The sequence below is a fragment of the Pseudarthrobacter sp. alpha12b genome, from assembly GCF_054130495.1.
On sequence record NZ_CP196746.1, the window covers coordinates 4,013,102 to 4,036,310 of the forward strand.

A 23,209-nucleotide genomic window follows, 5' to 3' on the forward strand; every position below is an offset into this window, starting at 1 on the left:
CTTCGGCTTCCGCCGGGACCCCGGTCCCCCTGGGAAGCACCGTTCAGCCGTTCAGCCGCTTGGCTGATGGGGCCTGGGCCTGCCTTAGTTGGGGGCTTCCGCCAGCTTCCGCTTAAGGATCTTTCCACTGGGTCCCAGGGGGAGCTCGGAAAGGATCCTGACCACCCGCGGGTACTTGTAGGCCGCAAGCTGGGCGCTGGCGAAGTCCATCAATTCGGTTTCCGTGACTGTGGCTCCGGCGTCCAGGACGATGGCGGCCGCGATTTCCTGCCCGTGCACGTCATCCGGGATGCCGTAGACCGCCGCGCTGACCACCGCCGGATGGGTCAGCAGGACTTCCTCCACTTCGCGGGGATAGACGTTGTAGCCGTTCCGGATGATCATGTCCTTCTTGCGGTCCACGATGGTGAGGTACCCGTCGTCGTCCTTTGTCCCAAGGTCCCCGCTGCGGAACCAGCCGTCCACCACGGCCTCCGCGGTAGCCTCCGGCCGGTTCAGGTAGCCCTTCATGAGCAGGTGGCCGCGGATGACCAGCTCGCCCAGTTCGCCGTTGGGCAGCAGCTCGATCCGCTCGGTCACCTCGGGCCGGGCGATCTCGATATCAACACCCCAGATGGGAATCCCGATGGTGCCCGGCCGAGGCGCCGTTCCAACGTGGTTGAAGGCTGCAACAGGCGAGGTCTCGGTCAGGCCGTAGCCTTCGTGGATCTCCACCCCGTAGACGTCGCGGAACCTGTCCATGACGGCCAGTGGAAGGGACGCGCCGCCGGAGATGCCGTACCGCAGGGCCGCGGGCCGGTCCGGGATGCTCTTGGCAGCTTCCAGGAGCGCCACGTACATGGTGGGCACGCCGAGGAAGATGTTGACGTCGTGCTTTGCCAGCAGCTTCAGGGCATCCGCGCCGGTGAAGCGTGGCATCAGGACGATCGTGGCGCCGGCACGGAGTCCCGTGTTGAGGACCACTGTTTGGCCGAAGGTGTGGAAGAGCGGCAGTCCACCGAACAGGACGTCGCCGGGCCGGAAGTCCATCACGCTGGTGAGCAGGACGCTGGTTTGCTCCACCAGGGCGAAGTGCGTGCCCAGTGCCCCCTTCGGTTTGCCCGTGGTGCCCGAGGTGTACAGGATGGTGGCGGTGTCCGACGGGCGGCACGGCTCGTAGGTCCGGATCGGCTCGGCACCGGCGGCTTCCGCTTCGAGCCGGGCGAACCCGCCGTCGTCGGGCGCCATGACGGTCAACACGTCGATGCCAATGGCCGCGGCGCCTGCGGCACCCTCCGGAAGCAGCGGAGCCGCGCAGATCAGCAGCTTGGCACCGCTGTCCTGCAGGACGTACTCGATTTCGCGGGCCTTGAGCAGGGCGTGCACCGGGACAACGATGGCTCCGAGCGACAGGATGGCGTAATACACCCGTGCAAAGTCCGGGACATTGGGGATCAGGACGGCCACGGCGTCTCCCGGTCCAACGCCACGGGCCCGCAACGCGCCGGCGTAGGTACGGGTCTGCCGCCAGAGGTCGCCATAGCTCACCTGCTCTTCGCCGACGACGAGTGCGATGCTGTCGGGAGTCCTCTTGGCTGATTCAGCCAGGATTGCTGCGACGGAGATGGTGGCGAATCCGTCGTCGGAGTTGCTGTTGGTCATGGCCTGCTTCTTCGTTGGGATGGTCATGCTGTGAGGATCAGGGCGTCGCCCTGGCCGCCGCCCCCGCAGAGGGCCACGACGCCAGTCCCTCCGCCCCGGCGCTTCAGCGCCAGTGCCTGGTGCAGCACCAGGCGTGCGCCCGAGGCCCCCACGGGGTGGCCCAGGGCGATGGCGCCACCTTCGGCGTTCACGGCTTCGGTGTCGATGCCAAGATCGTTGGCGGACTGGATAAGGACCGAGGCGAAGGCCTCGTTGATTTCCACCAGGTCCAGCTCCTGCGCGGTGAGCCCCTGGTCCTTGAGGGCGCGCTCGATGGCCCGGGCGGGCTGGGAGTGCAGCGACCCGTCGGGACCGGCGGTCTGGCCGTGGGCCCCGATCTCGGCAATCCACTCCAGCCCCGCAGTCTCGGCCGCTGCCTTGCTGGCGATGATCAGCGCCGCAGCGCCGTCGGAGAGGGGCGAGGACGAACCGGCCGTGATGGTGGCCGTCTCCGCCTTGGAGAACGCCGGGCGGAGTTGCGCGAGCGATTCTGCAGTGGTTTCCGGGCGGATGCCCTCGTCATGTTCAAGGGTCACGGCCGGGCCCTTGCGCTGGGGGACCTGGATCGGCGCGATCTCCTCGGCCAGCACCCCGGCGGCCCGGGCCGCATCCGCCCGCTGGTGGGAGCGGGCCGCGACGGCGTCCTGCTCTTCGCGGGAGATGCCGCGTTCGGTGTTGCCTGCGTCGGTGGCCTCGCCCATCAGCTTGCCGCTGACCGGGTCCTGGAGCCCGTCGTGGTTCAGGGAGTCCAGCATCGGGGCATCACCGATGACGACGCCGGCGCGAAGCCCGGGGACCAGGTGCGGGGCGTTGGTCATTGATTCCTGTCCGGCGGCGACAATGAAGTCGGCTTCCCCGGTGCGGATCATCCGGGCGGCGTCGATGACCGCGGTCAGTCCGGACAGGCAGAGCTTGTTGATGGTGATGGTGGGGACGTCCCAGCCGATGCCGGCGGCCAGGCTGGCCTGCCGCGCGGGGCCCTGGCCGGCGCCGGCCTGGATGACCTGCCCCACGATCACGGCGCCGATCTGTTCGGGTGCAACGCCGGTGCGCTCCAGCGCGGCGCGGATGGCATGGGCGCCCAGTTCGCTGGAGGAAAAGGGTGTGAGGCCTCCGCGGAACCTGCCGAACGGGGTGCGGGCGCCGCCCAGGATGACGGGGATGTTGGCGTTCTGGTTCAAGAACAGTCCTTTCGAGGTTGACGCGCGGCCAAAGTCAGGTCTAAGAGATCAGGCGAAGGCGGAGGTGCCGGTGATGCCGCGGCCGATGATGAGCGCCTGCATGGTTTCCGTGCCTTCGTAGGTGTGGATGGCTTCGATGTCGGCCAGGTGCCGGGCAACACGGTTTTCCAGGAGGATGCCGTTGCCGCCCAGCAGATCACGCGCATTGGAGGCAATACCCCGGGCGGTGCGGGTGCAGGTGTACTTGGCCAGCGACGCCTGCTCCGGGGTGAGCGCTCCGGCTTCATCGAGCCGGGTCATCTGCACCACCATCAGTTGCATGGTGGCCAGTTCGCTAAGCATCCGGGCCAACCGTTCCTGCACGATCTGGGAGGCGGCCAGGGGCCGGCCGAACTGCTTGCGCTGCTTGGCGTACTGGACGGCCGTTTCGTAGCAGGCGGTGGCATGCCCGACGGCGGACCAGGCCACGCCCAGCCGGGTCGCCAACAGGACGCGGGCTGTGTCCTTGAAGGTTCGTGCGCCAGGGAGGACGTTCGCGTCCGGGACAAACACATCCTCCAGCCGGATGTGGGCTTGCCAGATGGCGCGCAGGGCCAGCTTGCCCTCGATCTTTGTGGCGGTGTAGCCGGGGGAGTCCTGTGGAACCAGGTAGCCGTGGACCTGGCCGTCGTCGCCCCGGGCCCACACGATGCTGACGCCGCCAACGGAGCCGTTGCCGATCCACTTCTTTTCGCCGTTGAGCAGGAACCCGCCTTCAGTACGGGTTGCCGTGCTTTCCAGGGCCACCGAGTCGGAGCCATGGGTGGGCTCGGTGAGGGCAAACGCTGCGTACTCGGTTCCGCGGGCGATCGCCGGCAGCCAGCGTTCCTTCTGCGCGGGAGATCCGCACTCGGCGACGGACCGCAGGGCCAGGCCGCCCTGGACCGCGATCATCGTGGCCACGGAGCCGTCCCCGCGGCTGATTTCCATGTTCACCAGGCCGGCGGCCATGCTGCTCATCGGTTCGAAACCGTCCACTGCAATGCCGTCGCGCAGCAGGTCCAGTTCGCCAAGGCGGCGGAGGAGGTGCAGCGGATACTCGCCGCGTTCCCAGTAGCCGTCAATGACGGGGAGGACCTCGTCCTGGACGAACATGCGGGCCCGGTCCCAGTACGCCCGGTCCTGGTCGCTGATGCCGGCGAGGATGGACGCCGGGTCCGTGCCCAGGGCCTCGGTCAGAAGGTAGTCCGGCTCAACCGTGCCGGCCGGGAAGCCGGCGGGGCCTCCGGCGCGGGCGGGCGCGAGGCTGGGCGACGTCGTCGTCATGTATCTGCATCCTTTAACTCAGCGGTGGCGGGACCCACCGAAACAGTGTGGCTTACGCCACACTGACTAAGGATGCAATGAAACGCAGTTCCACGTCAAGAAACTCCGTGTCAGAAGCAGGATCTGGGTAGCAACCCGCGGCTCGCTAGGGCAGGGCGTCGCGGACCGCCTGGGCAATCGCATCCTTGTCCGCCGCGCCCGGAAGGACGGTCACGACGACGGTGGGCGCCGGTTGCGCTGGTGCGGCTGACCCCAGGAGCGCGGGCCGGAAGGTTTCAGACAAGGCCTGGAGTTCGCCGGCCAAAGCTGCCGCCCGTTGGCGGTCCGCTGCCGCCGTTTCCCCGGCCCCGGGTGTGGCCCGAAGCCACTGCCGGAGGAAGGCATTGTGAACGGCCACCACGGCTGCGGCAAAGGCTACGGCCTTGTATTCACTCCGGCCGTCACCGGGCAGCTTGCCGTTCAGGTGCAGCAGGAACGCCCGCTCGTACCGGTGGGAGGTCACCAGCTCCCGGTCCCGAAGTGCCGGAACTGCCTGCAGAAGCCCGTAACGGGCGCGGGAGGTTTCGGGGTTCCGCAGATGGTGGTTGAAGACCAGCAGGGCTGCGTCAGCCACTGCGGCCAGCGGCTCAAGCCTGGATTCGGCGAGCCGGTCGTTGACCTGCTGCAGGATCCGCTCGTGGTCGGCGAAGACAACGTCCTCCTTGGACCCGAACCTGCGGAAAAACGTGCTGCGGCTCATGCCGGAGGCTTCTGCGAGTTCGTCAACGGACGTTGCATCGAAACCCTGCTTGGCCAGGAGGCCAATGGCTGCCGCAACGGGCCCGTCGGCAGGATGCCCTTCGACGGGACGGTTGGAAGGGGGCGAGGTCATGCGCCGAAATTTAGCACAGCAGCAATGTGGCCGGCCTGCCGCGGGATGCTGCGGCAGGCCGGCCACGCCGGCACTTACGGATCAGGCGCCCTGCCGGGACCAGCTGGTCAGCTTGTCCGAAAGCTGCATGTAGGACTCGGTCACCTGCTGCAGCTCCGGGTGGCTGTCGTACCACTGAACAATCTCCCGGGCGCCGTCCGCGAACGGGATGGTGGCAGTGTAGTCCGGCACCAGCGATTTGATCTTGGTGTTGTCAAAGACCACCGAATGGGACCGGTCGCCCAGGAGGTTGGAACCCAGTTCGGCGTCGTGGACAGCGATGGTTTCGGACGCCACGTGCACCAGTTCCGGTTCCCGGACGCCTGCCGCCCGCGCGAAGAGCCCATAGATCTGGTTCCAGGGCAGGTATTCGTCGGAAGTGATGGTGTAGCTTTCACCCACCGCCTGGGGCCTTCCGAGCAGCCCGACAAACGCCTTGGCAAAGTCCTTGCTGTGCGTCAGCGTCCACAGCGAGGTGCCGTCCCCGTGGACCATGACCGGCAGGCCGCTGCGCATCCGGTGGATGTCCGTCCAGCCGCCCACCATGGCGATCTTGGTGCGGTCGTAGGTGTGCGACGGCCGGATCACCGTCAGGGGAAAGTCCTGCTCCCGGTAGGCCCGGAACAGCAGCTCCTCGCACGCGATCTTGTCCCGCGAGTACTGCCAGAAGGGGTTCTTCAGTGGCGTGGATTCGCGGATGGGCAGCCGCGTGGGCGGCTTTTGGTACGCGGAGGCGGAGCTGATGAAGACGTACTGGCCGGTCCGCTCCCGGAACAACTCCATGCTGGTTTGCGCCTGGTCCGGGGTGTAGGAGATGAAGTCCGCTACGGCGTCGAACTCCCTGCCGCCCAGCGCCTCCCTCACGGCCGCTGCATCACGGACGTCCGCGTGCAGTACTTCCGTCCCCTCCGGGATGGGCCTGGTGGACTGTCCCCGGTTCAGGATGGTCAGCCGGTGGCCCAGCGCGGCGGCGCGTTCTGCCGCCGCCGCGCTGATGACCCCGGTGCCGCCGATGAAAAGGATGCTCCTCGGCGCCACCGTATCCGTAGCCGCTGGGGTTACCACGCGTAGTCTTCCGGTGCCGTGCGGTGCCCCGGGAAGATGTCGTCCAGCCGCTTGAGTGCGTCGTCATCGAGGGAAACGTCCAGGGCGCGGATGGCGGCGTCCAGCTGTTCCTGCGTGCGCGGGCCAACGATCGGAGCCGTCACGGCCGGCTGGTGCAGGAGCCAGGCCAGGGCGACGTCGCCGGGCTCGTGGCCCAGTTCGTCGGCGAAGTCCTCGTACTGGCGGATCTGGTCCTGGTGCTTCTTCAGCGTTTCAGCCGCACGCCCCTCGGTGCGCCGCACGCCCTCGCGTTCCTTCTTCAGCACGCCACCCAGCAGCCCGCCCTGCAGCGGTGACCAGGGGATCAGGCCAAGGCCGTACTGCTGCGCCGCGGGGATGACTTCCAGCTCCACCTGGCGCATGAACAGGTTGTAGATGGACTGCTCGCTGACCAGGCCGGTGTAGTTCCGCCGGCGCGCAGCCTCCTGGGCCTGGGCAATATGCCAGCCGGCAAAGTTGCTGCTGCCCGAGTACAGGATCTTGCCCTGCTGCACCGCAACTTCGATGGCCTGCCAGATCTCGTCCCACGGGGTATCGCGGTCAATGTGGTGGAACTGGTACACATCGATGTAGTCGGTCTGCAGGCGCTTGAGGCTGGCATCCAGTGCGCGGCGGATGTTCAAGGCAGAAAGCTTTGACTCATTGGGCCGGTCCGTCATGGTGCCGTAAAGCTTGGTGGCAAGGACGGTGTGTTCGCGGCGCTCGCCGCCCTTTGCGAACCAGCGCCCAATGATCTCCTCGGTCCAGCCGCGGTGGTCGGCGCCACCGTACACGTTGGCGGTGTCAAAGAAGTTGATGCCGGCCTCGTGTGCGGAATCCATGATGCTGTGTGCGTCCGCCTCCTCCGTCTGCGGTCCAAAGTTCATGGTGCCAAGGCAGAGGCGGGAGACTTTCAGGCCGGAGCGGCCCAGGTGGGTGTACTGCATGGAAAATCCTTTCAATCGGGAGCTTGCCAAACCACTGGTTGGGCCTGCTGGAACCTACATCTGGGTGAAGGATGCGACGGCGGGGTCGGAGCCGATGCGGGCTCCGGACTCGAGTGCGCTGATGGCGGACAGTTCGTCGTCTGACAGCTTCAGGGACGAGGCTGCGAAGTTTTCCCGGATCCGGTCAGGGTTCGCGGATTTGGGGATGACGATGTTTCCGTTGGCAAGGTGCCACGCAAGCACCACCTGGGCGGTGGTGGCATCGTGGGCATCGGCGATTTCGGTAACGGCGTTTCCGTTGAGGTCCCCGCCCTGGCCCAGCGGGCTGTACGCCTCGACGGCGATTCCAAGGCTGCGGCACTTGGCCGCAAGGTCAGCCTGCTGGTAGCTCGGGTGGAGTTCAATCTGGTTGACGGCGGGCACGGTTTCAACCGACTCCAGCAGGGTGTCCAGGTGGTCGGAGAGGAAATTGGAGACGCCGATGGCGCGGATTTCCCTGTTCTCGTACAGCCGCTCCATTTCCTTCCATGCCTGGACGAAGAGGCCTTGGGAGGGGACCGGCCAGTGGATGAGGTAGAGGTCGATGAAGTCCAGGCCCAGTGCCTTGCGGCTGTTCTGGAACGCCTCCTGCGCCCGGCCCTGCTCGCCGTTGCGGAGCTTGGTGGTGACGAAGATGTCCTCGCGCTTGATGCCGGTGGCGGCGAGGGCGGCCCCGACTCCTGCCTCGTTCCGGTAGGCAGCGGCGGTATCGATGTGGCGGTAGCCCGCTTCCAGGGCGTCCTCCACGGTCCGCTGCGTCTCTTCCGGCGGAACCTGGAAAACGCCGAAGCCAAGCTGCGGGATGGTGACGCCATTGTTGAGTGTCAGCTCTGACATGGGTGTGCTCCTTCTGTGGAGTGGTGCTGGAAGGTTGGATTGCTGCGGATTGGTGCCGGCTGCTCGACGGGTGAGAAAGCGGTTTCCATCGGCTCACTCCTGAGCCTATGCACTTTTGGCGGCCAAGTCAGCAGGCAAAGCTGTTCCTGTTTTTCCTAGGACTGCCAGTCCTACCTTCGTTGTAGAGCGGGGCACGCAACGCAGGCACAATGGTCTGCATGGGTCAAAGCGCCGAGTTCGGAAAATTCCTCAAAGCCATGCGGTCCCGGTTGAGCCCGGAGGTCGCCGGAACGGGTCCCAGCACGGGTGCCCGGAGGGTTCCGGGCCTGCGGCGGGAGGAAGTGGCGCGGCTGGCCGGGGTCAGTACCGACTATTACGTCCGGCTGGAGCAGGGCCGCAACATTCACCCGTCCCGCACCGTGCTGGACGCGGTTGCCAGGGCCCTGCGGCTGGACAGCAGCGAGCACGCGCACATGCTGGACCTCCTGGAGAACTGCGCAGGTGCGCCCCGCGAGCCCGGGACCAATGCCGCCCAGGGTGTCCGGCCGGCGCTGCGCCAACTCCTCGATGCTGTGGGGGAGGTGCCTGCAATGGTGCTGGGCCGGCGCAATGACGTCCTGGCCGGCAACAGGATGGCTTTCCTGCTGTTCACCGATTTCCCGGCATTGCCGCCGGCGGAGCGGAACCTGACCCGCTGGACCATCCTGGATCCTGCGGCGCGGGAGCTGTTCAGGGACTGGAAGACGGTGGCGGCTGAAGCAGCCGGATCCCTGCGGCTGGACGTGGGCCGGCATCCCAATGATCCCCAGGCCAACCACCTGGTGGGGGAGCTCGCGGTCCACAGCGAACATTTCCGCCAATGGTGGGCGGGGCACCGGGTGGCAACCCGCTCCGCGGGAACCGTCCGGCTGCACCATCCCGCGGTGGGGGACCTGGAACTGAACTTTGAAAACCTTGTCCTGCCGGAGGACCCCGACCAAACGCTGAGGGTGTACTCCGCCCGGCCGGGCTCGCCGTCGTCGGACGCCCTTGCCCTGCTGGGCAGCCTCGGCGCGGCGCCCGGCGCAGGCCTGGAACGCGACGCCGCCGCAGTGGCCGAAAGCGGCGAAGCGGGCTGACGTCCGCCCTGCTGCTGTACATTCGTCCAGCGAAGGGCGTTGATTCTGGCCAGCCGCCCATTGGCCCTTGACCAGGCGTTTCCTAGGGTGGGAGTACACGTTTTCCCCGCCCAGTCTTTACCACCCAGGATGGTCTCAACGATGAAACGCATCGCCCTGCTGAAGGAACGCCAGGCATCCGCCGGCACCGCCTCCACCGCCACCGGATCGCACTGCCCTGCTTCCGGTCTCTGGAGCCCGGACCTGGACCCGCATACGGTCCTGTCCTTCTTTGAGGGCCACGTCTTCCCGGCGTTCGACGGCGTGCCTACAGTCTGGCGCCGCCGCAGCCCGGGCACGGCAAACTAGGACAAACAGCGCTCAAAAAAACGGGTCGTGAAGCCAAAAGCTTCACGACCCGTTTGTTTAGCTGTGTCAGCCCTGCTCTTCCAGGCGGAAACCGATCTTGATGGTGACCTGCCAGTCCGCCACCTTGCCGTCTTCGAGGTGGCCCCGGACTTCCTTGACTTCGAACCAGTCGAGGTTCCGCAGGGTCTGGGAGGCCTTGGCTATCCCGTTCCGGACGGCGTCGTCCACGCCCTGGGTGGAGGTGCCGACAATTTCAGAAATGCTGTACGTGTGGTTGGACAACTTCGCTCCTCGTGATCATCGTTGCTCCCGGTTGCGGGCCGTCCCTGAAGCCTAGTAGGACTGCGGGAGCGTTGAACAGACCCAGTCCGCGCCCGGCTACTTCGCTTCCAGCACCAGCTGCTTCAGGTCGTCGAGGGTCTGCTGCATGTGCGCATCCATTGCCTGGCGTGACCGGACGGCGTCGCGGGACCTCAGGGCTTCGGCGATGTTCTGGTGATGGCCGATTGCGTGCTCCTGGATTGCCGGGACGGCGGAGGTCTCAGTCCTGCGCTTTTCCAGGACGCGGTGCAGTGGCTCAAACAGGACCGATACGAAGACATTCCCGGATGCGCGCAGGATGACGTCATGGAAGGCGAGGTCTGCCTCCACGAAAGCCGCGACGTCGTTGATGCTGTGGGCGGCCTTCATCGCCGAGATGTAGTTGAAGAGGGCTTCGATGTCCTCTTCGGCGATCCGTCCGGCGGCGAGCTCGCAGGCTCCCGTTTCGAGCATCCTGCGGAGCTCGATGAGCTGGACTGAGGCGTCGGCGTCGTTCTTGCCCTCGGCCGCGGCCCGGATTACGGCTTCCAGCGATGCCCAGCGGCTCAGGGGATTGACGAACGTTCCCCGGCCGCGCTCCACGCTCAGGATGCGTTGGGCCTGCAGGGTCTTCATCGCCTCGCGGACCGTCATGCGGCTGACCTCGTGGCGGGCGCTGAGTTCGTGCTCGCCGGGAACGGTGGAGCCGGGCGGAAACTCCCCTTCGATGATGCGGTCCAGCAGCTCGTCGGCCACCACGCCCACCAGTGACTTCCTTGCCATGTTGCCCCCGATCCCTCTTCCCGGCCGACGCCTGGCGGATATGTCAGACAAGTGTACTTGCGCGTCCTTATGCCGTGTGCCACACTAATTTTCAAATGCAAGATGTCAGACATCTTACAGTTACCTTTACATCAGGATCCGCGAACCCGGATCGCAACACAACGGAGTGCACTGTGACGCATGAAGCAGACGTTCTGGCCGCCTATCCGGCAGACCTCGATATTCCCGCCGGGCTGGTGGCCGGCGCGCTGGCCGCTTCCAACGCGGCGGTTCCCCGCGTCCTGGTAGTGCTCGACGACGACCCCACCGGCACGCAGTCCGTGGCAGACCTGCCCGTGCTCACCAAGTGGGACGTGGAGGACTTCACGTGGGCCTTTGGCCAGGGCAAGCCGGCAGTGTACGTGCTGACCAACACCCGCAGCCTTGACCCGGCAGAAGCCGCCGCCCGGAACGAGGAAGTGGTCCGGAACGCCCTGGCCGCAGCGGGATCACCGGACACTCTCCGCCTTGGCTTCGTCAGCCGCAGCGACTCCACCCTCCGCGGCCACTTCCCGCTGGAACCGGACGTCATTGCAGCCACCGTGGCCAAGGTCAGTGGAGAAAAGACCGACGGCGTTGTCCTGGTTCCGGCCTTCCCCGACGCCGGCCGGCTCACCATTGGCGGCGTCCACTACATGCGCGGCACTGGCGACGCCAAGGGAACCCTGATCCCGGTCTCCGAAACCGAGTTCGCCAAGGACGCGTCCTTCGGCTTCAGCACCTCCGTCATGGCCGACTACGTAGCAGAGAAGTCGCAGGGCAGGTTCCCCGCCGACTCCGTGATCGTCCTGGACCTGAACACCATCCGCGCAGGAGCGTCCGCGCAGGACCCTGCCATCTCCGCCAAGGCCATCGCCGACGCCATCGAGCCGGCCACCGACTCCACCCCCATCGTGGCGGACATCGTCACTGAGAACGACTTCCGCGCCCTTGCCCTGGGCCTGGACGAAGCCGAACGCCGCGGCAAGAAACTCCTCTACCGTGTTGGCCCGCCGTTCGTCCGCGGCCGCATCGGCCAGGAAATCCGCACCGCGCTGACCGCCGAAGAAGCCTACGCGGGCAACACCCCGTCAGAGGCGGGCGGCCTGATCGTGGTGGGCTCACATGTTGGGCTCACCACCCGCCAGCTCAACGTCCTCACGGCCGAACACAGCTCCGCGCGCATCATCGAGATCGATGTTGAGAAACTCCTCGGCGCCGAGCCGGACGCCACAGCGCACCTCGACGAGACCGTGGACGCAGTCGTTGAGGCCCTCCGCGCCGGCGACGTCATCGTCCACACCAGCCGCCTGCTCATCAAAACGGACGACCCCGCCGAAAGTCTGCGGATCGCACGGACCGTATCCGCCGCCGTCGTGGACGTGGTCAACCGCACCCTGAAGACCTTCCCGCCACGGTTCGTCATCGCCAAGGGCGGCATCACGTCCTCGGACGTCGCAGCCCACGGCCTGGAAATCCGCCACGCCATCGTCCGCGGCCCTATGCTGCCCGGCATCGTCAGCCTCTGGGAACCGGTGGACGGACCCGCCAAGGGCATCCCCTACATCGTCTTCGCCGGCAACGTGGGCGACGACGACTCCCTGGCCCAGGTCACCCGCAAACTGAGCAATACCTTCTGAGCCCACTGGCTCCCAACAAGCCCCGCAAAAAAATTCAACGGAGAACACCATGACCAGCAACTACACCGTCACCGTCCTGGGCCTTGGCGCCATGGGCCTGCCCATGGCCACCCGCCTGGCCTCCCAGCTGACCGTCCACGGCTTTGATATCGCCGAGCCGCGCCTCAAGCTCGCGCAGGAAGCCGGCATTGCCACGTTCACCACGGCCCGCGAAGCCGCCAAGGGCGCCGACGCCGTCCTCCTGGCCGTGCGTAACGGCGAACAGCTCAACGACGTCCTCTTCGGCGAGAACGGCGTGGCCTCCGTGCTGGAGCCCGGCGCCGTCGTGATCCTTGGCAGCACCGTGGGCACCGACGCGATTCCCGCCACCGTGGCCAAGCTGGCCGAATACGGTGTGGACCTGGTGGACGCCCCGCTGTCCGGCGGACCCAAGCGTGCCGGCGAAGGCGACCTGCTGATCGTCGTCGGCGCTTCCCCCGAAGCCCGCGAAAAGGCCGCCCCGGCCCTTGACCTGCTCGCTTCTACGCTAACTGTGGTGGGCGACAACCCCGGCGACGGCCAGGCGCTGAAGACCGTCAACCAGCTCCTGTGCGGCGTCCACATCGCCGCTGCCGCCGAGGCCCTTGCCCTCGCAGACGCGCTGGGACTGGACCAGGCCAAGACCCTCGCCGCCCTGGAAGCAGGCGCCGCCGGCTCCTTCATGCTTTCCAACCGCGGTCCGCGCATCCTGGAGGCCTACAACGAGGAAGGCGCCGAGGTCCTCTCCCGCCTGGACATCTTCGTAAAGGACATGGGCATCGTGGGGAAGGCCACCCGCGCCGCGGGCCTGGCAGCCCCCGTTGCCGCCGCCGCCGAGCAGCTCTACCTCCTGGGCCAGGCCCAGGGCCTCGCCGCCGCCGATGACTCCGCCGTCATCAAGGTGGTCGCGCCCGCCAAGCGCACCAAGTAGGTCCCTCCCCCCGAACGGTGCGACGACGGCGGTCCCCCCTCCGCCGTCGTCGTACCTCCCAGCGTTGCCGGCGCAGTCCCGCAATGTTTATCCCCACCCCGCCATTCCCTGATGCCGCCCTGCCCCGGGACCGGCACGTCAAAGGAGACACCTCCCCGTGAACCACCTGATGAGCCCGCTGATCCAGCGGGCGGCCGACGCCCCGGCCATCAAGCCCGCCGTTGAGCTGGGCACCCCAGTACTGCTCACCATTGCAGCCGTTGGCATCGCCATCCTGCTGGTGATGATCATCCGCTTCAAGATCCAGGCCTTCGTGGCCCTGCTCACCGTCAGCATCCTGGTTGCCGTCGCCGCAACCATCCCGCTGCAGGACATCTTCACGGTCGTCTCCAGCGGCGTGGGCAGCACCATGGGCAAAGTGGCCATCCTGATCGCACTCGGCGCCGTGCTGGGCCGCATGATCGAGGTGTCCGGCGGCGTCCAGTCCCTCGCCGACCACTTCACCCGCAAGCTCGGCGCCCGCCGCGTGGCCGTGGCGTTGACCGCCGTCGGATTCCTGGTGGCCATCCCCGTCTTCTTCGAGGTGGGCATCATCGTGCTGGTGCCCATCGTGTACGCCTTCGCCAAGATCGCCAAGGTGCACCCGGTCAAGTTCGGCCTGCCCATGGCCGGCATCATGCTTTCCATCCACGTTGCGGTCCCGCCGCACCCCGGCATCGTGGCCGGCGCCGGCGTGCTCGGCGCCGACATCGGGCTGATCGCCCTGATCTCGCTGCTGATCTGCGTGCCGCTGGGCTTCCTGTCCTACTGGGTCGCCTCCATCATGAACCGCAAGGACTACGAACTCCTGCCCGCCGTCAAGACCCAGGTGGAGGAGTTCGGCTCCGACTCACTGGTCAAGGTGGGCCACGACGGACCCGGTGCCGCCGCCATCGCTCCTCCCCGGCCGGGCCTGATCATCTTCCTGATTGCCGCGCCGATCGTGCAGATCCTCCTGGGTACCGTCGGCACGCTCATGATCCCCAAAAGTGACCCCCTCTACGGCCTCGCAGCTTTCGTCGGCAACCCCTTCCTGGCGCTGCTGGTGGCCGTGGCGCTGTCCTTCTTCCTGCTGGCCGTCCGCCGCGGCTGGTCCTTCAAGGAAACCGGCGAAATCTTCGAAGGCTCCCTCCCGCCCATCGCCTCGATCCTGATGGTGGTGGCCGCCGGCGGCGTGTTCGGCAACGTCCTGCAGGTCTCCGGCATCGGCGGGGCGCTCTCCAAGACCCTGGACACGCTCGGCGTGCCGCTGCTGCTGCTCGGCTTCATCATCTCGCTGGCGCTGCGCGCTGCCCAGGGTTCGGCCACCGTGGCCATCGTGACCACCACCGGCCTGCTCTCCGCTGCGGTCAGCGGCGGCGGCTACAGCCCCGCGCAGATTGCCGTGATCGTGATCGCCATCGGCTTCGGCGCGCTTGGCCTGTCCCACGTGACGGACGCCGGTTTCTGGGTGGTGGTCCGGTACTACGGCCTTACCGTTTCAGACGGCCTGAAGACCTGGACCGTCCTGACCACCATCCTGGGCCTGGCCGGCTTCGCGCTGACCTTCGTTGCATGGATCCTGGTGGGAGGCCTGGGCGTCTGATGCATACCCGACTGGACCACCTGGTCACCTCCGCCCTCCAACAGGGCTCCGCCGTGCCGGCCTTCACCTGCTACGACTTCACCACCGCGCTGGCCGTGGTGGGCGCCGCCGAGGAATCCGGCCGGGGCGTAATCCTGCTGGTGGCACCCAAGACCGCCGGCACCGCCAACGGACTCCGGCTCATCGCGGCGCTGCGCGGCCTGGCCGACGCCGCTGCCGTCCCTGTCGCGGTGCAGCTTGACCACGCATCCGATCTCAAGGTGATGGCCGACGCCGTCGGTGCAGGGGCGGATTCCGTCCTCGCCGACGGTTCGTCCCTTCCTTACGAGGACAACATTGCGCTGGTCCAGGCGGCCCGCGCTCTGCTTGGGCCGGATGTGGTGCTTGAGGCGGAACTGGGCGGCCTGGCCGGCGACGAGGACCGTGCATTCTCCGCCGACCAGCCGGCCGGCCAGTCCGGGGTCGACGTGGCAGGCCTGACGGATTCGGCACAGGTGGAGGATTTCGTGTCCCGCACCGGCGCTGAACTCCTGGCCGTCGCAGTGGGTAACGTCCACGGCAAGTACAAGGGCGAGCCGCGGCTGCGCTGGGATGTGCTGCAGGACATTGCGGCGCGGATCCACATACCGCTGGTGCTGCACGGCGCCTCCGGCATCCCGGCCGGGGAACTGGTCAAGGCCTCGGCCATGAACGTTGGCAAGGTCAACTTCAACACCGAACTGCGGACCGGTGTACTTGCCACCCTCCAGGACCAGCTTCCCGCCCACCGCGCGGACGGGGAGAACCTGCAGGGCCTGTTGTCCATGTGGAACCAGTCGGCGAAGGGCTTTGCCGCCACCACGCTGGCCACGCTGGCACGGTAGCGGCACCGGAAACTCCATCAGGCGGGAGGCTAGGATCAAGCAATGATCCTGGCCTCCCTTCTTTTTGCCTTCCTTGCCGGCGCGCTGCACGTCTTCATCTTCACCATGGAGTCGCTTACCTGGACCCGGCCCGCCACCTGGAAGCGCTTTGGGGTTGCTTCCCAGTCCGATGCCGAGACCACCAGGTCGCTGGCGTACAACCAGGGCTTCTACAACCTGTTCCTGGCCATTGGGGCGTTCATTGGCGTGGGACTCGTGGCATTTGGCGGCGCGGGGTCCGCCCAGGCCGTGGCAGGCTGGACCCTCATCTTCAGCTGCTGCGGCTCCATGCTGCTGGCGGCCGCCGTCCTGGCGTTCACCGGACGCAAGTACCTCCGGCCCGCCATAACCCAGGGCACTACGCCGCTTCTCGCCGTCGTCCTGGGACTGCTGGCAACACTGCAGTAGAAAGATCCGCAACCGGCCAAAGTCCTTATACCACCCGGGCTCCGGGGGCACAATGGTGGCATGGGCAGCGTCGAGTCTTTGTAGGGACCCCATGCGAAGCACCGGCACGCGAAGGACAGGAACCGGGGCGGACACGGCAATCCGTGACCCGGCCATCGACCTTGTCCGCTTCATCTGCCTGGTCCTGGTGGTGGTGGGGCACTCCACGATGGTCAGCCCGGTCCTGCACCCGGATGGGACCGTGACAACCGAGAACACCCTGGCGGAACAGGACTGGTTCGAACCCGTCATCTGGATCTTCATGGTCATGCCCCTGTTCTTCGTCACCGGCGGCATCACCGGACTGCAGTCCTGGCGGCGGCTCAGGGCAAGCGGCGGGACGGCTGCCCAGTTCGTCCGCGCGCGACTCCTGCGCCTGGTCGGCCCGGCCACCGCGCTGCTGGCAACCATGGTGGCCGGCCTGTCGGTGGCGGCCGCGCTGGGCGTGGACCGGCAGGTGGTCCAACTCGTTGCCACCGGTGCGGGCATGCCACTGTGGTTTCTGGCGGCTTACCTCGCCGCGCAGCTGAACATCCCTGTCCTGGCGGCGCTCCACGACCGTGCACCATGGCTGGTCCTCGGCCTGCTTACCGCGCTGGTAATTGCCGTGGATTGCCTCAGGGGCGCGTTGCCGGACCTCGCCAATGTCAACCTGGTGTTCGTGTGGTGCGCAGTCCAGCAACTGGGTTTCCTGGCTGCTGACGGACATTTTTCCCGCCTCTCCCGCTCCGGGCTGCTGGGCGTCGCGCTGGCGGCAAACCTGCTGCTGGGACTTGTGACCGGGCTGGGCCTGTACCGCGGCAACATGCTGGTCAACCTCAACCCGCCCAACCTGTCCCTGGTGCTTTTGGGCGTTTCCCAGCTGGCCCTAATGGAACTGGCGCGGCCGGTCCTGGCGCCGCTGGCCGGCGTCCGCTGGATCGGGGGGCTCCTGGGCGTGGCCGGTGCCAGGTCCCTGACGGTGTATCTATGGCACCTGCCGCTGCTGGCGGCCATGTCCGGGCTGCTGCTCCTGGCGCCGATCCCCAAGCCGGAATCCGGAACCGCCGAATGGTGGTGGTCGCGGCCAGTGGTGGTCCTTGCGCTGGTCCTGTTGCTCCTGCCGGTGGCTGCAGCCTTTGGCCGCCTGGAGGAACGGACGACGGCGCCCCAAGCCTTCCGCTGCCGGCCCGCCATGGCGGGGGCCGCCGTCGTGGTGGTCTTCGTCCCCGTGGCGGACGCCGCCTTCAACGGGCTGTCGCTGGGGCTGCTGGCAGCAGGCGCGGTGTGTTTTTCCGTGGCGATCCTCTTGCTGGGCGGCTTGCCTTCGCGGCGGCGGGGTGCCGTCCCCGGGGCCGGAGGCAGAGCCCCGGGAAGAGGGGGCGAAGGGGCATTGCCAGCGGGGTGAAGTAGTGCCAGTGTCGAACCATGACCGAGAACACCACGTCCGCAGAGGACAAGTTCACCGCCAACGTCTCGCTGCGGCGCAATGACACGCAGCACCGGTACGAACTCCTGGTGGACGGCAGGTTGGCCGTCAAGGCCTTCTTCCACGACCTTCCCGGTCACATCGATTTCACCCACACCGAGACCGGTGAGGACTTTGAAGGCCAGGGCCTTGGTAAAGTCCTGGCGCATTTTGCCCTGGATGACGTGGTGGCCACCGGAAAACGCATCATCCCGCACTGCCCGTTCATCTCCAGCTACCTCCGCAAACACGAAGGCTACGAACAATTCGTCGACTGGCCGGAGCGCTGACTGGCCGGGCACTGACTTTAAGTCAGCTGGCGAGGGCCTGGTCGCTGACCGACACGGCGGTCCCCGGATCATCAATGGTGAAGCCGCAGGCGCAACGGTAGGTGACGATGCTCTCCGGGACGGACCCGGGCCGCAGGGCAACGACGGTGTCCCCATCAACGTACACAGGCTGCCGTACCGGCAGTTCCCCGTGGTCTACGAGCTGCATTGGCGTGCGGCAGTGCATGCGCGAATTGAGGGTCATCAGTAACCCTGCATCCACGGGTACGGTGGTGGGCAAGAGCTGCCCAGCTGCCTCGGTGCGCTCCCCAGACGCCGTCAGCTGGTGTTCCATTGCGGTGGTCATTATGTTCTTCCCTGGGCTTCTTCACGGAACCGCCAGCGTTGGCAGCCCCGCCGCGAACTGCTTGCGGAGGTTCATCTATCGCAGTAAGCAAAGCATGCTTACTATTTGATGCACAAGTCAGGCTCTGCGGATCAGGGCTTAGCCGCGCCTGCGCTGCCAGTGCCAGGCGTGCCAGAAGAGCAGGAAAACCAGAGTCGCAAAACCGGCAATCACCACCTGCGGGGCGAACGTGAACAGCACGTATGCGAGCGGGATCCCGCTGGAGGATGGCCCCATGACCATAGGTCCGTTCAGCAGCGCCGCGGTGCCGCCGGCAATCAGTCCTGCGGACAGCAGCCACAACACCACGATGAACGGGTTCGGCGGGGACCAGGACCTTTCCGTCCCTGCGTCCCCTGTACCTTCAAGTTCAGGCGGTACAGGGTTCCCGTCCCTGTCCACTTCACGGAATCCAAGCGCTCCGGACTGTTGCTGGTCCATGTTTTCCCCCTTCATGGCAGCAGCCTGGCCAGCCGCCGGCGGTACCAGCCTAGCGGCCCTGGTTGCCGGCAGTGCGGTCCATCCGGCCGTCCGTCTGGCTAGGCTTGCAGCATGACGCCATCCAGCACCCGAACAACAGCACTCGTTACTGGCGCCAGCGCCGGGCTGGGCCACGAATTTGCAAAGCAGCTCGCGGCGCAGGGGCACCACCTGGTCCTGGTGGCGCGCAATGCCTCCCGGCTTGCAGAAGCAGCGGAGGATTTCCGGCGCCGCTACGGCATCACGGCTGAGGTGCTCCCCGCCGACCTGACGAACGACGACGACGTCGCCGCCGTCGTCGAACGCCTTGAGGACGCCAGTCGACCGGTGGGGATCCTGGTGAACAACGCGGGGATCGGACTCCTGCATAACTTCGAGGACAACCATGCGGCGGAGGAGAGGACGCACCTGAAGCTGCACGCGGAAACGTCCATGGTGCTCACCCACGCGGCCCTGAAGGGCATGCTGGAACGCGGGGAGGGCAGGATCATCAATGTGGCCAGCGTGGCCGCGTTCCTGCCCCGCGGCACCTATTCGGCTGCGAAGGCGTGGCTGGTGAGTTTCAGCCGGTGGGCAAACCTGGCCTACCGCAAGCGGGGCATCAAGGTCACCGCCGTCTGCCCGGGCTTCACGCACACCGAGTTCCATGACCGGATGGGGATGGACAAGTCCGTGGCGCCGTCCTGGACATGGCTGCGCGCGGAGCGGGTGGTCAGTGAAGGCCTGGCGGACAATGAGCGCGGCAAGGCGGTGTCCATCCCGTCCAAGCGCTACAAGGTGGTTGCCGCAGTGGCCAAGGTGGCTCCGGCTCGGCTAATGGCGGGCCCGGCGCGGAAACCGAAATAGGGGCCCGCGCCTGGACGGACCTCCAACGGGAACCTTCCGCGGCCGTGCACCGGACCTTCGGACGGCCACCACCACCAGGATCCCCAGCAGCGCCCCCACCAGTGTCTCCACCGCCCGCTCGAGGATCAGGACCCGCGGTTCGATCGGGGAGGCCAGCTGGGTTATCAGCAGGATGACCGGGGTGAACCAGACCATGGCCAGGCCGTAGTGCCTGGTCATGAACAACTCCGTGGCGAACTGGAAGAGGATCACCAGCAGGGCCAGCACAACCGCTCGCTGTGCCGGCTCCTGGAGTGCGGGGTAGAGCGCGGACAGGGTCCAGGGACCCGAAATGAGGACGACGGCGGTGACCGCCAGTCCAAGTAGCGTCCCCACGATGCGGTGGACACCCCGCCGGACGCTGCTGGGCAGGTCTGCTCCGGCCAGGGGGACGGCAGCGGCAGCCATGGCCCAGTGCGGGTGGCCCGTGCCGCTGATGACGCCCGCTGTCCCCGCAGCACCCACCGCCAGTACATACCGTGCAGCGTGGACGGACAGCTCCCGCCGCCGCGCCGCCGAACGGGACGGGATGCTCCTGGTGGCGCCGGGTTCCCAGGACCTCTGCCTCACCCACCCGCTGAAGCCGATCAGGATGGAGAACACCGATGATCCCACCGCGATGAGGATGGCGATGTACCAGGGGACTGCGGTGGGAACGGAAGCGCAGGCGCCCAGGGCCAGGATTCCGAAGAAGGGCCCGTTCGGTTTCAGCCGTACCCGGTCCGCGTACACCGAGCCAACCCCGGCAAGGGCGGCTTCCACTGCCACGAGCCACCAGGAGCGGATGTGGTTGGTGGACAGCGTTACTCCCACGGCCACGCCGCTGAGCAGCACCAAGGCTCCCTGGCCCTGGTGGCGGAGCCGCAGCTGGTGCGGTTCCAGGCGGCCGTACATGCCGGTCAGCGCGCCGAATACGGCGTAGATGATGAGGTTGGTATGGCCTGCGGCAAGCAGCAGCAGCGAGGGGACGGCCACGCTGAGGGCCACGCGGAGTGCGGCGAGGTGGTCGTTATTGGCCGGTTCCAGCCGGTGCAGTGCGCGCAACTGCGCCACCACGTGCTTCATGTCCCGACCTGTCCTGTTTCGTTGTCGTACTGCGGCCCGTAGGCCCTTGCGAACGTATCACCGCGTCTCCGGCTGAGTCACATTGCCGGCAGTCATGAAAGGACATCGGGCAGGAACGCAAAGGCCCGCCCAACGTGGTTTCCCCAAGGAAGCACGCGGGACGGGCCTGTGAGCGTGGGCTACAAGATTGCCCGGGTGGCGGGTTATGCCCCGGCCGGAACCCCGCGGTGGGCGTGCGGATCCGTGCCGTCCTGGGTGTCGAACGGCAATTCGTCCAGGTTGATCAGCGGGTTCTCGTCCTGGGTTGCCACCAGTTCCTTCGCTTCCGCCTGGGTGTCGACGCTGGGCATCGATCCCGGGAGCGGACGGTTGGCGGATTCCTTCAGGAAGTAGATGGCAATGGCACCCACCAGGGATGTGGCCATCAGGTAGTAGGCAGGCATCATGTCGTTGCCGGTGGCGCTGATCAGCGCCGCCACGATGAAGGGCGTGGTCCCGCCAAAGATGGCCACGGCGAAGTTGTAGGCAATGCCCATGGCTCCGTAACGGCTGGACGTGGGGAACTGGGCCGGCAGGGCTGAGGCCAGGTTGGCGACATAGAAGGTCACGGGGAAGGCAACCAGGGCCAGGCCCGCAAGGGTGGACCAGATCTGTCCAATGCCGATCAGCATGAATGCCGGTATTGCCAGGACGATGGTGCTCACGGCACCAATCCAGAGCACCGGGCGGCGGCCAATCCGGTCGGAGAGCTTGCCGGTTAGCGGGATGCACAGGCTCATGATGACCAACACGGGAATGGTCAACAGCGTGCCGTGAACTTCGTCGTAACCCTTGGACTCTGTCAAGTACGTCGGCATGTAGGACGTCAGCGCATAGCCGGCCGTGTTGGCAGCGGCCACAACCACCATGGCGACAATGATGGGGCGCCAGTAAGCCTTGACGATTCCGACGGGTCCCTTGGCGGTGGCCACGTCCCCTGCGGATGCGTTCTTGGCGTTCTCTTCCTGGGCGTCGAGGGTGGCCTGGAACTGCGGCGATTCCTCGATCTTGCTCCGGAAATAGATAGCGATGAGGCCCAGCGGGCCGGCCACCAGGAACGGGATGCGCCATCCCCAGGCCTCCATGGTGTCCTGGCCCAGGGTCAGCTGCAGGACGGACACCAGGGCGGCTCCAATGGCGAAGCCCAGGTAGCTGCCCAGGTCCAGGAAGCTGGCGAAGAAGCCGCGGCGCTTGTCAGCGGCGTATTCGCTGACGAAGGTGGTGGCACCGGCGTACTCACCGCCGGTGGAGAAGCCCTGGATGAGCTTGAGCAGCACCAGCAGCGCGGCTGCCCACAAGCCAATCTGGGCGTATCCGGGCAGGAGGCCGACGGCGAAGGTGCTGGCCGCCATGATCATCAGCGTGGTGGCCAGGATCTTCTGGCGGCCCATCTTGTCGCCCAGCCAGCCGAAGATCACGCCACCCAGGGGACGGGCGATGAAGGTGGCGGCAAAGGTTCCCAGCAGGAACAGCGTCTGGGTAGTGGGATCGGACTCGGGGAGGAAAACCGGGCCCATGGTGGTGATGAGGTAGCCGAAAACGCCTACGTCGTACCATTCCATCGTGTTGCCCACGATGGTTCCGCCCAGTGCTTTCTTAAGCATGGGCTGGTCAACCACGTTGACATCGGATTCCTTGAGTCGGCGGCGCGGCAGCAGCCGGGGCTTCTTGGCAGCCGTGGTGGCTGCCGGGTCAGTTCCGCGGGCGTTCCTGGCGCCTGTTGGAGAGTCGATCATGCTTCGGTCTGTGGGCATTTGGGCAACTCCTGTGGAGGTCATTTGCTTGCGACTTGTAGCTGCCCCGCTCCGGGCAGGCCTTCAATTTTACGGGATGTCTGTAGCGCGCCAACAGTTTGATGGCGTAGAGTGCGCCCTTTTGGGCCACTTCAGGGGTGGATTCCACAAATTTTTGATCCGCCGTTTCCCGCGCCGTTACTGGGAAGCAGGCTGAGGATCGGCGCCGTTACCAAAAATTTTCCGGCGGGACCCGTTTCAGGCCCCCATTTTTGGTGATCGCGGCCGCGAAAGTGACGGTGGCCACTGGCCCTGGAAGGGGTTCACAGGACTCCATGACGTGCCTATGGTAGAGCGATGAACACACTTCTTTCCGGGCAGTAGTTCACGCACGCCCGGGCGCTCTGGTTGGCGTTTCGTCTCAAGGAAGAACGAAGGAAAGAAGGGAAGTACAACATGGGTGAAGAATCCAGCCAATTCCACATCAGGCCTGAGGTTGCGGACCACCTTGCGGCAGCCATGGATACACCGGTGTCGCCCGGCCCGGCAGCAACCGGCGCCGTCCCTCTCGTAGAGCAGGGCGGGTGGCCGGACGGCTATGGGAAGCGGCGGCACCCCAAGGAGCGGGACGCCGGCCATGGCCGGATGGGACATGAGGCTGCTGTGACGGCCGTCCACCGCACCGGCCGGCCGCAGATGCCGCATTCCTCGTAGCTGCCAGCGGGCGCCCGGATGCAGCATGGCGACGCGCGCTCTCCATTTCGACACGGAAAT

At 66.5% G+C, this 23,209-nt stretch carries 24 protein-coding genes; 11 read left to right on the forward strand and 13 right to left on the reverse strand.

Annotated features, from left to right (window positions below; genetic code table 11):
* Positions 1 to 84: 84 nt before the first annotated feature.
* From ACTAQI_RS18545 to ACTAQI_RS18575, 7 genes are all read right to left on the reverse strand, one after another.
* Positions 85 to 1,641 carry a long-chain-fatty-acid--CoA ligase gene (locus ACTAQI_RS18545; protein WP_457951107.1) on the reverse strand — a complete coding sequence of 519 codons (1,557 nt, stop codon included), beginning with the start codon at positions 1,639 to 1,641 and terminating at the stop codon, positions 85 to 87.
* A gap of 23 nt (positions 1,642 to 1,664) precedes the next feature.
* Positions 1,665 to 2,861: an acetyl-CoA C-acetyltransferase gene (locus tag ACTAQI_RS18550; protein WP_457947825.1), complete on the reverse strand. Its 1,197-nt coding sequence runs from the start codon at positions 2,859 to 2,861 to the stop codon at positions 1,665 to 1,667.
* Between the two features lie 48 nt (positions 2,862 to 2,909).
* On the reverse strand, positions 2,910 to 4,166 hold the full coding sequence (locus ACTAQI_RS18555) for an acyl-CoA dehydrogenase family protein (RefSeq protein ID WP_457947826.1): 1,257 nt from the start codon (positions 4,164 to 4,166) through the stop codon (positions 2,910 to 2,912).
* A 145-nt stretch (positions 4,167 to 4,311) separates the two neighbouring features.
* A complete protein-coding gene (locus tag ACTAQI_RS18560) occupies positions 4,312 to 5,037 on the reverse strand; it encodes a TetR/AcrR family transcriptional regulator (protein WP_457947828.1) in 726 nt (241 codons plus the stop codon).
* An 81-nt stretch (positions 5,038 to 5,118) separates the two neighbouring features.
* Complete coding sequence (locus tag ACTAQI_RS18565; RefSeq protein ID WP_457947829.1) at positions 5,119 to 6,141, reverse strand: SDR family oxidoreductase; 1,023 nt, start codon at positions 6,139 to 6,141, stop codon at positions 5,119 to 5,121.
* Entirely contained in the window at positions 6,135 to 7,106 is a 972-nt protein-coding gene (locus tag ACTAQI_RS18570; RefSeq protein WP_457947831.1) for an aldo/keto reductase, read from the reverse strand. Before ACTAQI_RS18570 ends, ACTAQI_RS18565 begins: the two co-directional genes overlap by 7 nt.
* Positions 7,107 to 7,160: 54 nt before the next feature.
* Positions 7,161 to 7,982: an aldo/keto reductase gene (locus tag ACTAQI_RS18575; RefSeq protein ID WP_457947833.1), complete on the reverse strand. Its 822-nt coding sequence runs from the start codon at positions 7,980 to 7,982 to the stop codon at positions 7,161 to 7,163.
* Positions 7,983 to 8,200: 218 nt separating this feature from the next.
* Here ACTAQI_RS18575 and ACTAQI_RS18580 point away from each other — a divergent pair, with 218 nt between their 5' ends.
* Together ACTAQI_RS18580 and ACTAQI_RS18585 are read left to right on the forward strand one after the other, a co-directional pair.
* Positions 8,201 to 9,100 carry a helix-turn-helix domain-containing protein gene (locus ACTAQI_RS18580; protein ID WP_457947835.1) on the forward strand — a complete coding sequence of 300 codons (900 nt, stop codon included), beginning with the start codon at positions 8,201 to 8,203 and terminating at the stop codon, positions 9,098 to 9,100.
* Positions 9,101 to 9,241: 141 nt separating this feature from the next.
* A complete protein-coding gene (locus ACTAQI_RS18585) occupies positions 9,242 to 9,448 on the forward strand; it encodes a hypothetical protein (RefSeq protein WP_043451888.1) in 207 nt (68 codons plus the stop codon).
* Between the two features lie 66 nt (positions 9,449 to 9,514).
* Here the strand turns inward: ACTAQI_RS18585 and ACTAQI_RS18590 are convergent, their stop codons facing one another.
* Together ACTAQI_RS18590 and ACTAQI_RS18595 are read right to left on the reverse strand one after the other, a co-directional pair.
* On the reverse strand, positions 9,515 to 9,730 hold the full coding sequence (locus tag ACTAQI_RS18590; protein ID WP_457947837.1) for a dodecin: 216 nt from the start codon (positions 9,728 to 9,730) through the stop codon (positions 9,515 to 9,517).
* A 96-nt stretch (positions 9,731 to 9,826) separates the two neighbouring features.
* Positions 9,827 to 10,531: a FadR/GntR family transcriptional regulator gene (locus ACTAQI_RS18595; protein ID WP_457947838.1), complete on the reverse strand. Its 705-nt coding sequence runs from the start codon at positions 10,529 to 10,531 to the stop codon at positions 9,827 to 9,829.
* Between the two features lie 173 nt (positions 10,532 to 10,704).
* On the opposite strand from ACTAQI_RS18595, the gene ACTAQI_RS18600 reads away from it, so the two are divergent.
* The 7 genes from ACTAQI_RS18600 to ACTAQI_RS18630 all read left to right on the forward strand — a co-directional run bounded on the left by ACTAQI_RS18600 (position 10,705) and on the right by ACTAQI_RS18630 (position 17,848).
* Entirely contained in the window at positions 10,705 to 12,189 is a 1,485-nt protein-coding gene (locus ACTAQI_RS18600; protein WP_457947840.1) for a four-carbon acid sugar kinase family protein, read from the forward strand.
* Positions 12,190 to 12,238: 49 nt separating this feature from the next.
* The gene (locus ACTAQI_RS18605; RefSeq protein WP_457947841.1) at positions 12,239 to 13,138 is read left to right on the forward strand and encodes an NAD(P)-dependent oxidoreductase; all 900 of its coding nucleotides are present in this window, start codon (positions 12,239 to 12,241) and stop codon (positions 13,136 to 13,138) included.
* 157 nt (positions 13,139 to 13,295) lie between these two features.
* Entirely contained in the window at positions 13,296 to 14,762 is a 1,467-nt protein-coding gene (locus tag ACTAQI_RS18610; protein WP_457947842.1) for a GntP family transporter, read from the forward strand.
* Complete coding sequence (locus ACTAQI_RS18615; protein ID WP_457947843.1) at positions 14,762 to 15,625, forward strand: class II fructose-bisphosphate aldolase; 864 nt, start codon at positions 14,762 to 14,764, stop codon at positions 15,623 to 15,625. The genes ACTAQI_RS18610 and ACTAQI_RS18615 overlap by 1 nt, the downstream gene beginning before the upstream one ends.
* 42 nt (positions 15,626 to 15,667) lie before the next feature.
* Positions 15,668 to 16,072, forward strand: coding sequence for a DUF1304 domain-containing protein (locus ACTAQI_RS18620; RefSeq protein WP_457947844.1), 405 nt, complete (start codon positions 15,668 to 15,670; stop codon positions 16,070 to 16,072).
* 91 nt (positions 16,073 to 16,163) lie between these two features.
* A complete protein-coding gene (locus tag ACTAQI_RS18625) occupies positions 16,164 to 17,498 on the forward strand; it encodes an acyltransferase family protein (protein WP_457947846.1) in 1,335 nt (444 codons plus the stop codon).
* Between the two features lie 20 nt (positions 17,499 to 17,518).
* Positions 17,519 to 17,848, forward strand: coding sequence for a GNAT family N-acetyltransferase (locus tag ACTAQI_RS18630; RefSeq protein WP_457947847.1), 330 nt, complete (start codon positions 17,519 to 17,521; stop codon positions 17,846 to 17,848).
* A 22-nt stretch (positions 17,849 to 17,870) separates the two neighbouring features.
* On the opposite strand, the gene ACTAQI_RS18635 is transcribed toward ACTAQI_RS18630, so the two are convergent.
* Positions 17,871 to 18,194: a hypothetical protein gene (locus ACTAQI_RS18635; RefSeq protein WP_457947849.1), complete on the reverse strand. Its 324-nt coding sequence runs from the start codon at positions 18,192 to 18,194 to the stop codon at positions 17,871 to 17,873.
* 138 nt (positions 18,195 to 18,332) lie between these two features.
* Positions 18,333 to 18,674 (reverse strand): hypothetical protein, encoded by a 342-nt coding sequence (locus ACTAQI_RS18640; protein WP_457947850.1) that lies wholly within the window; start codon positions 18,672 to 18,674, stop codon positions 18,333 to 18,335.
* 111 nt (positions 18,675 to 18,785) lie between these two features.
* On the opposite strand from ACTAQI_RS18640, the gene ACTAQI_RS18645 reads away from it, so the two are divergent.
* On the forward strand, positions 18,786 to 19,559 hold the full coding sequence (locus ACTAQI_RS18645; protein ID WP_457947852.1) for an SDR family NAD(P)-dependent oxidoreductase: 774 nt from the start codon (positions 18,786 to 18,788) through the stop codon (positions 19,557 to 19,559).
* Here the strand turns inward: ACTAQI_RS18645 and ACTAQI_RS18650 are convergent.
* Both ACTAQI_RS18650 and ACTAQI_RS18655 read right to left on the reverse strand, forming a co-directional pair.
* The gene (locus ACTAQI_RS18650) at positions 19,527 to 20,663 is read right to left on the reverse strand and encodes an FUSC family protein (protein WP_457947853.1); all 1,137 of its coding nucleotides are present in this window, start codon (positions 20,661 to 20,663) and stop codon (positions 19,527 to 19,529) included. The genes ACTAQI_RS18645 and ACTAQI_RS18650 overlap by 33 nt on opposite strands.
* Before the next feature lie 203 nt (positions 20,664 to 20,866).
* Entirely contained in the window at positions 20,867 to 22,456 is a 1,590-nt protein-coding gene (locus ACTAQI_RS18655) for an MFS transporter (protein WP_457947855.1), read from the reverse strand.
* Positions 22,457 to 22,891: 435 nt separating this feature from the next.
* Here ACTAQI_RS18655 and ACTAQI_RS18660 point away from each other — a divergent pair, with 435 nt between their 5' ends.
* A complete protein-coding gene (locus tag ACTAQI_RS18660; RefSeq protein ID WP_457947857.1) occupies positions 22,892 to 23,149 on the forward strand; it encodes a hypothetical protein in 258 nt (85 codons plus the stop codon).
* Positions 23,150 to 23,209: the final 60 nt, after the last annotated feature.